We start from the raw sequence: 8,011 nt of genomic DNA, 5'->3' as shown, positions 1-8,011 counted from the left end.
GAAAGTTATAAATCTACCCTCACCACCCCTCACCTTTGACCCATTCATTAGCGCACCGTTTAACTCGTTTCTATGCAGTTTTGATTCTTTTCACCACAGAGGACACGGAGGACACAGAGGTTATAATTATCTCTGAATTAGAACTTTGAAACCTCTGCGTCCTCCGTGTCCTCTGTGGTGAAACTGTTCATTTATGCACGGTTATGAATCAAATTTTAGTGCAGTTGCCCTGTATTTTATCTGATAAGTCTAAATATCAATCTAGTTTTTTTATAACTTCGCAGCGCGAAGATCAAGAATTAGAATTAAAATGAATCAGACAGCACAATCATGGTGGTTTATCTTTTACAAAGACCAACTGCTTCTTGAGAAAAAAGAGGATGGCATATATACCGTCCCGTGTGGAGAAAGCTCTCCTATTGTTATTAAAGAAAAAACAACCGTACACAATATCACCACACTGGAAGGGAGAAACTGCAAGGCTTTCTCCCTCTCCTCTCCCATTGAAGAATCGGAGCAATGGATCATGATAGGGCTTCGTGCCTCCTATGAATATCTTCCTTTATCTCATTATCAGACAGCAGGAAAAGCACATGAGATTCTGCATTGGGATAGAAACAGCCGGTTCTGTTCTGCCTGCGGCACGCCTATGGAACAGAAAGAATCTATCATGAAACGTTGTCCGAAATGTGGTCGGGAAGTATACCCTTCCATTTCCACGGCGATTCTTGTATTAGTGAGAAAAAAAGATTCACTACTTTTAGTGCACGCCCGCAATTTTAAAGGAACATTCAACAGTCTCGTTGCCGGATTCCTGGAAACCGGAGAAACATTAGAAGAATGTGTAGCACGTGAAGTGAAAGAAGAAACCGGACTGGATGTGAAGAATATCACTTATTTCGGTAATCAGCCCTGGCCTTATCCCAGCGGACTAATGGTCGGCTTTATTGCTGATTATGCCGGAGGAGAAATCAACCTCCAAGATGAAGAATTGAGTTCGGGAGACTTTTATACAAGAGACCATCTACCCGAACTTCCCAGAAAACTTAGTCTTGCCCGAAAAATGATTGATTGGTGGATAGAACACCCAAATGAATAAATTGAATATGGAATTATCAACAAAAACACCACGAATTGAAGTAGTAGATGCTCTTAGAGGATTTGCTGTAATGGCCATCCTTCTGGTTCATAACCTGGAGCATTTCATTTTCCCCGTATATCCGGAAAGTTCGCCTGAATGGCTCACCATTTTGGATGCCGGAGTATTTAATGCGACATTTTCACTGCTTGCCGGAAAATCTTATGCCATATTTGCTCTGCTTTTCGGATTCACTTTCTTTATCCAGTCGCACAACCAGCAGTTGAAAGGAAAAGACTTTGGTTACCGTTTTTTATGGAGAATGATATTGCTTGTAGGATTCGCCACATTGAATGCCGCTTTCTTCCCGGCAGGAGATGTCCTGCTTCTGTTTGCTGTAATCAGTCTCGTGCTGTTTATCGTACGTAAATGGAGTGACAAAGCTATTCTAATCACTGCCATCTTGTTTTCACTGCAACCGATTGAATGGTTCCATTATATAATGAGTCTTTTCAACCCTGCCTATACCCTACCCGATTTAAATGTCGGCGCCATGTATGCTGAAGTAGCAGAATACACCAAAGCCGGAAACTTCTGGGATTTTCTGATAGGTAATGTTACTTTAGGACAGAAAGCAAGCCTGTTTTGGGCCATCGGCGCCGGACGTTTCTTACAGACTGCCGGACTTTTCCTGTTTGGTTTATATATCGGACGCAAAGAATTGTTCGTAACCACCGAATCTCATTTGAAATTCTGGATGAAAGCGCTTATTATTGCAGCTATCAGTTTCGCGCCACTATATTCTCTGAAAGAACAGATCATGCAAAGTGACAGCAGCTTAATTCAGCAAACAGTAGGTACTGCCTTTGATATGTGGCAGAAATTTGCATTCACGATTGTACTCGTTGCTTCTTTCGTGTTGCTTTATCAGAAGGATAAGTTCAAGAAAACTGTATCTAATCTGCGATTCTACGGAAAAATGAGCTTGACCAATTATATTTCTCAATCTATTTTGGGAGCTATTATCTATTTCCCATTCGGATTCTATCTTGCTCCTTACTGTGGATATACTCTTAGCCTGATTATCGGCATTATTCTTTTCCTGGCACAGGTTCAGTTCTGCAAATGGTGGCTGTCTAAACATAAACAAGGACCATTGGAAACAATATGGCATAAATGGACTTGGATAGGCACGAAGAAATAACAGAAAAAAAGAAATAGCACTGACTGAAAAATAGACTAAGAAAGCAGGCCGCGAAATACACACAACTACAAACGAACAACTTACGAATATGAAACTGAACGTATCACTCTAAAGCATCAACAAAACGTGTGTATCCGCAGCCTGCCTGTTGAAATTGAGATGATGCCAATACAACAAGATTCTCGCAAGAAGGATTAGCAAGTGGACTTAAAGAATGCAAAGGAAATGAAAGAACTGTGCCAAGTTGGGGAAAAAGCCCGAAAATAGGCAGAATCAGGGCTATGTATAGAGAAAAAGAAGCGCCTCCATAATCTTCGAAAAGACCATGGAGGCGCTATTTATTATTTATCTTTCGTTATCTATATCTGAAATATCAGAAGAAACAAAATCAGATACCCAATGATTTCTTCACTGCTTCAATCTTTTCCATTGCGGCAGATTCGGCAGAAGCATAACAATTGCGGCAACCCATTTCACCCTGAACTTCCATATAGAACTTAATCTTCGGTTCTGTACCTGAAGGACGAACAGAAACTTTGCTACCGTCTTCAGTGAAATATTGAAGCACGTTAGATGGTTCCGGCATATCAATTGCAGTTACGTTACCTTTATCATCTGTCTGTTTCAGTGTCTTATAATCTTTGCTCAAGATCACTTTAGAGCCACCCAATTCTTTCGGAGGATTAGCACGGAAGTTCTCCATCATAGCTTTGATTTCTTCAGCACCGCTCTTACCCGGTTTCACGACGTTTACAGTAAACTCTTTAGAGAATCCGTATTCTACGTAGATATCCAGCAACAACTGATACAAGGATTTACCATTATCTTTTGCCCATGCAGCAACTTCAGCAATCAAACAGCAAGCCGATACGGCATCTTTATCGCGAACGAAATCTTCGGCAAGGAATCCGTAGCTTTCTTCACCGCCACCGATATATTTCTGTTTGCCTTCACGCAAACGGATTTCACGGGCAATCCATTTAAATCCAGTGTAGCAATCAAGCATTTCGATGTTGTTCTTATCTGCGATTTTCTTGATTAGTTCAGTTGTAACGATTGTCTTCACACAGAACTCGCCACCTTTAATCTTACCCAGTTGTTTGTACTGCGTCAGAATATAATAAAGATACATCATACAAGTCTGGTTACCGTTAATCAGTACCCATTCGCCTTTATCATCTTTACAAGCAATACCCACACGGTCAGCATCCGGATCGGAAGCCATTACGAGATCGGCATCAATTTCTTTGGCAAGGTTTACAGCCATTGAAAGAGCTTCCGCATTTTCCGGATTCGGAGATACGACAGTCGGGAAGTTACCGTCCTTAATCATCTGTTCGGGCACAGTAAATACATTTTCGAATCCCCACATTTTCAATGCACGAGGAATCAACATCATACCTGTACCATGAATCGGAGTATAGACAATCTTCATATCTTTGTGACGGGCGATAGCTGCCGGATCGATAGAAACGGTTTTCACCATGTCCAGATAAACCTTATCAATGTCTTCACCGATAATCTGAATCAAATCCGGATTTCCCTGGAATTTGATATCGGCAGCAGAAGCAATTGCATTTACTTCATCGATAATGCCTTTATCGTGTGGAGCCAATACTTGTGCACCATCGTCCCAGTATGCCTTATAACCGTTATATTCCTTCGGATTATGAGAAGCAGTCAGAATGATACCGCTCTGGCAACCGAGGTGACGGATGGCGAAAGACATTTCCGGTGTCGGACGCATGTCGTCAAACAGATATACTTTAATACCATTAGCGGAGAAAATATTAGCAGAAGTCTCCGCAAACAAACGGCTGTTGTTACGGCAGTCATGACCTACTACTACAGAAATCTGCGGCAGGTCTTTGAAGTTCTTCTTCAGATAGTTGGAAAGCCCTTGAGTAGCTGCACCTACCGTATAGATATTCATACGATTGCTACCTACACCCATAATACCACGCAGACCACCAGTACCAAACTCAAGGTCTTTGTAGAAAGCTTCAATTAGTTCGGTTTTATCATCGTTTTCCAACATACGCTTCACTTCAGCCTGGGTTTCAGCATCATAAGCCGGGGTTAGCCATTTTTCGGCTTTTTCAGTGACCTGTTTAATAAGTTCCTGATTTTCCATTTCGATTGTTATTTATTGGTTAATGAATTATTTATTATCAATTTCTTGAGCACACAAATGTAAAATAATAAGTTTATAATTCCTATTCTTTTAATTGAAATTTGAGAATTAAGAATTAAAAAGTGATATACTTAATACCTTATATCTCATACTTCATATCTATTCTTGTGGCACTTTATATCTGTCACCAGTCTGCTTGACATATTCCTGCAAGAATTCTTTCGGATATCCGGGACGCATCACTCCGGCAGGTTGTCCGATAGAATTACGCTCAAACTTACCGTCTTTAACGCGTTTCACCACTCCATCATTATACTTCACAATCAAGAATGTTCCCAATTGTTTCCAAGTATCGAAAGTGCTCTGTGCGGTCATATTTGTATAGTTTGTCAGAAAGTCAACTGCTGCATTCTTATCTTTTGCCAGCAGTTTGGCAGCCATTTCTTCAATACCTTCCTGCGCATTGTTGAAAGTAGTTTCCATTTCTTTCTGCGCTTCCCGTACATCACCAATCATTAAATCATAACGCGGATAGACCATATTAGACACCCAGTTGAAAATCCAGAAAGCAGAATTCCAAGAGAAAGTAATGTAATCGGCTCCGTCCACACGGGTATAACACACCGGCACCTTAGTAGCACAACAATAAACCGGGGTAAATACTGTCATATTCGCATCATCCACACCAAACCAAAGTACTCCGCCTATCGGGTCCGGCTTATGAGCGCGCATTTGTGCAACAAATACGAACCCACTTTGTTGAGTGGAAATCGGACGTTCGTTGAAATATTCCTGGCCGTCTACCTTGAAGTTCAGAGGAGAAAGACGGTAAGGTGTCTTATAAGGTCCGGCTCCGAAATCATTGGAGATGTCAAGAGGCGTTCCTTCGTAATGGTCGCGCATCATATCTTTCACATCTTGCACGGATAACTTATGTTTCGGTTTCACAAAAAGAGGCATCGGCGTATTGGTCTTTCCCTCAATATAAGGAAGATAATCTTTTCCGTTATCTGTGAACTTATTAAAATAACTCCACACACGAGCCTCACAGAAACGACGCGCACCAAAATCAAGAGGAGCATAGGCTAATGAAAAGCTAAAGTCTTTGTTTACTCCATTAAAATATCCCTTCTCACGGGCAAAAGAAACGACATCCGGAGAGTACATGCAGTTTTCCTTGTCGTTCATATCAAACTGGTGGATACGTGACTGGTTAGCATGTGCCGAGATACAATCATCGGGCACACGTACAGCTACCCAAACCGCTCCACGGATGCCAGGACCTTTACCAATCATTTCCATAATCCATATCTCGTTCGGATCGGCAATAGTAAAGGATTCTCCTTCGCTATAGTAGCCGTATTGCTGCACCAAATCGGTCATGATCTTAATAGCTTCACGGGCAGTGCGCGAACGTTGCAAACCGATATAAATCAGACTTCCGTAATCGATAATCCCTGTAGAATCGGCCAATTCCGGACGTCCGCCGAAAGTTGTCTCACCAATGGTAACCTGATATTCATTCATATTACCGACTACATTGTAAGTTTGGCGTGCCTGCTCTATTTCTCCCAGATACTTACCGGTATCCCATTCATAAACTTTCAACATCGTACCTTTTGGATAGGTAGCAGCCGGATAATGATAAAGTTCTCCGAATAAACCATACGAGTCGGCAGAATAGGAAACAATCGTCGAACCATCGGCAGACGCATTCTTTCCGACAATCAGATTGGTGCAGGCGAAGGTGTTCGCCACAGCCGCCATCAATACAGCGGCACAAAGAATAATTCTTCTCTTCATAATAAATATATGATTCACTTTTAATAATTTACCAAACAAAGCTTTCACGGGCCACTGTTTCATTTCCACAATAATCGGTCACTGTAAATTCAACAGTGTGCTTGCCTCCCTTCTTTACATGTTTCGGGTCCAATGTACATTCCCAGTACGATTTCACAATATTGGGACGTCCGAAAAGCGCATACTTTCCGTCAATCGTTCCGCGATAGGAAGCTATTCCCGTGCCCTGATCTTTCAGCCGATAGACAATCTTTCCGTTTCTTCCCCACTGATTCTTGTTGACAGGGATAATCTCCGGCGGGATGGTATCGATGGCAACAGTGTAAGTTCCCAACTCCCGGATAGATGCTTTCATGTATCCGTCTTCATACTTTCCGCCTACGCTGTACTTTCCTCCCTTCGGAGTTACGCAGGCCACATAATATTTCGTCGTATCAGCAATTGGTTTTCTACGTAACCCGATACACAGCTCACAAGCTGCATGTAGCGGAATCGCTTTATCATTCAGCTGATAAGTAAAAGCAACGGCACCACTATCCGCTTTCACCTGATAATTGAGGGGAACATCATCATACAACATGCCTTTCGGAACAACCAGGTTCAATCCCGGTTCTTGTAGATAATTAGTCTTATTCCAGGTAAAATAATATTTCTCCCGATGACTCAACGGTTCAATCGGTTGCTTCCGGCCCCGTACGGTGAAACTATATTTGGAAGTGTTTCCGAAAGCATCTTTTAGTGTATATAAAAACTGATAATCCCGTTCTTCGTCAATCGTCACCAACCCACGGTTGTCATTCGATGCTTTTAGCAGACGCAAAGTGTTCCCCGGATCAATGAATGATTTCATATATTGTCCGTAAGTCCATGAATTAATCATCCGGTTCTCTTCCTGTGAAAAACGATCTACGGTGCTGCGAAATATTTCATTTCCATCTACCGTAAGCACAACCGAATAAACACCATAATGGTTACTTACTCCATCCATGTAATCGTATGCTTTGATCCCCACACCTATCATTCCCCATGCTTCCACCGGACATTCACTATTGGGAAAGATGGTTTTATTCTCTTGCTTTCCATCCACTACTCCTTTACCTCGTTGTGGGAAAAACATAATGCCATCCGCTTTCGGAGCACGCGTATCTTTTATTTTCGACTGAAAGAAAGGCATAGGATCAATATAATCTCCCGATTCCGTTTCAAATACATCCAGGTGAAGATGCGGGCCGAACGAATATCCGGTGTTTCCGCTCCATGCGATCTGCTGACCTTCTTTCACCGGATATTCTCCCGGTTCGGGAACGATCTCTACTTCCCAATTTTCTTCTTCATACTGCAGTTTCTCCACCCTTTCGGCAATGGGAGAAACAAAACCACTCAAATGACGGTTGATAGTTGAATAGCCATTGTGATAACAGACATCAAGTACATATCCCGAACCATTCGTGACGCGAATACGCGAAATATAGCCATCAGCGAGAGCTCGGACGGGTTTACCGATAACTCCGCCTGTCTTAAAATCCAGTCCGCCGTGGAAGTGATTAGAGCGGATTTCTCCAAAGTTTCCACTCAATGTAAGAGGAAAGTCAAAAGGGGGCACAAAGGTTGCTTGCTTCTTCTCTTGTCCATACCCTCCGATGCAGCAAGCCAGCATCAGAGCAGTAATATATCGTCTCATCATTCCGTTCACTTTTTTACTCCCGCAAATGTACACTATTCCCACTAAACTATGAAATATCCGAGGAGAATGATGACCATAGATACTAGTTAATAATTCTTTTTAATGTTA

5 protein-coding genes are annotated in these 8,011 nt (G+C 42.0%); 2 read left to right on the top strand and 3 right to left on the bottom strand.

The features are described 5' to 3' along the window. Positions 1 to 304: 304 nt before the first annotated feature. Positions 305 to 1,099 carry an NAD(+) diphosphatase gene (gene nudC / locus I2I04_RS14015; RefSeq protein ID WP_410489779.1) on the top strand — a complete coding sequence of 265 codons (795 nt, stop codon included), beginning with the start codon at positions 305 to 307 and terminating at the stop codon, positions 1,097 to 1,099. A 7-nt stretch (positions 1,100 to 1,106) separates the two neighbouring features. Further along, positions 1,107 to 2,282, top strand: coding sequence for a DUF418 domain-containing protein (locus I2I04_RS14010; protein WP_195655281.1), 1,176 nt, complete (start codon positions 1,107 to 1,109; stop codon positions 2,280 to 2,282). 388 nt (positions 2,283 to 2,670) lie between these two features. Here the strand turns inward: I2I04_RS14010 and I2I04_RS14005 are convergent, their stop codons facing one another. The 3 genes from I2I04_RS14005 to I2I04_RS13995 all read right to left on the bottom strand — a co-directional run bounded on the left by I2I04_RS14005 (position 2,671) and on the right by I2I04_RS13995 (position 7,900). Further along, on the bottom strand, positions 2,671 to 4,416 hold the full coding sequence (locus I2I04_RS14005) for a phospho-sugar mutase (protein ID WP_022275297.1): 1,746 nt from the start codon (positions 4,414 to 4,416) through the stop codon (positions 2,671 to 2,673). A 159-nt stretch (positions 4,417 to 4,575) separates the two neighbouring features. Beyond that, positions 4,576 to 6,219 carry a C69 family dipeptidase gene (locus tag I2I04_RS14000; RefSeq protein WP_143259497.1) on the bottom strand — a complete coding sequence of 548 codons (1,644 nt, stop codon included), beginning with the start codon at positions 6,217 to 6,219 and terminating at the stop codon, positions 4,576 to 4,578. Positions 6,220 to 6,247: 28 nt separating this feature from the next. Continuing rightward, the gene (locus I2I04_RS13995; protein WP_195655285.1) at positions 6,248 to 7,900 is read right to left on the bottom strand and encodes a M23 family metallopeptidase; all 1,653 of its coding nucleotides are present in this window, start codon (positions 7,898 to 7,900) and stop codon (positions 6,248 to 6,250) included. Positions 7,901 to 8,011: the final 111 nt, after the last annotated feature.

It is taken from the genome of Bacteroides sp. 1001136B_160425_E2, assembly GCF_015559655.1.
GTDB lineage: Bacteria > Bacteroidota > Bacteroidia > Bacteroidales > Bacteroidaceae > Bacteroides > Bacteroides luhongzhouii.
This window is presented reverse-complemented; position numbering and strand designations above follow the sequence as displayed.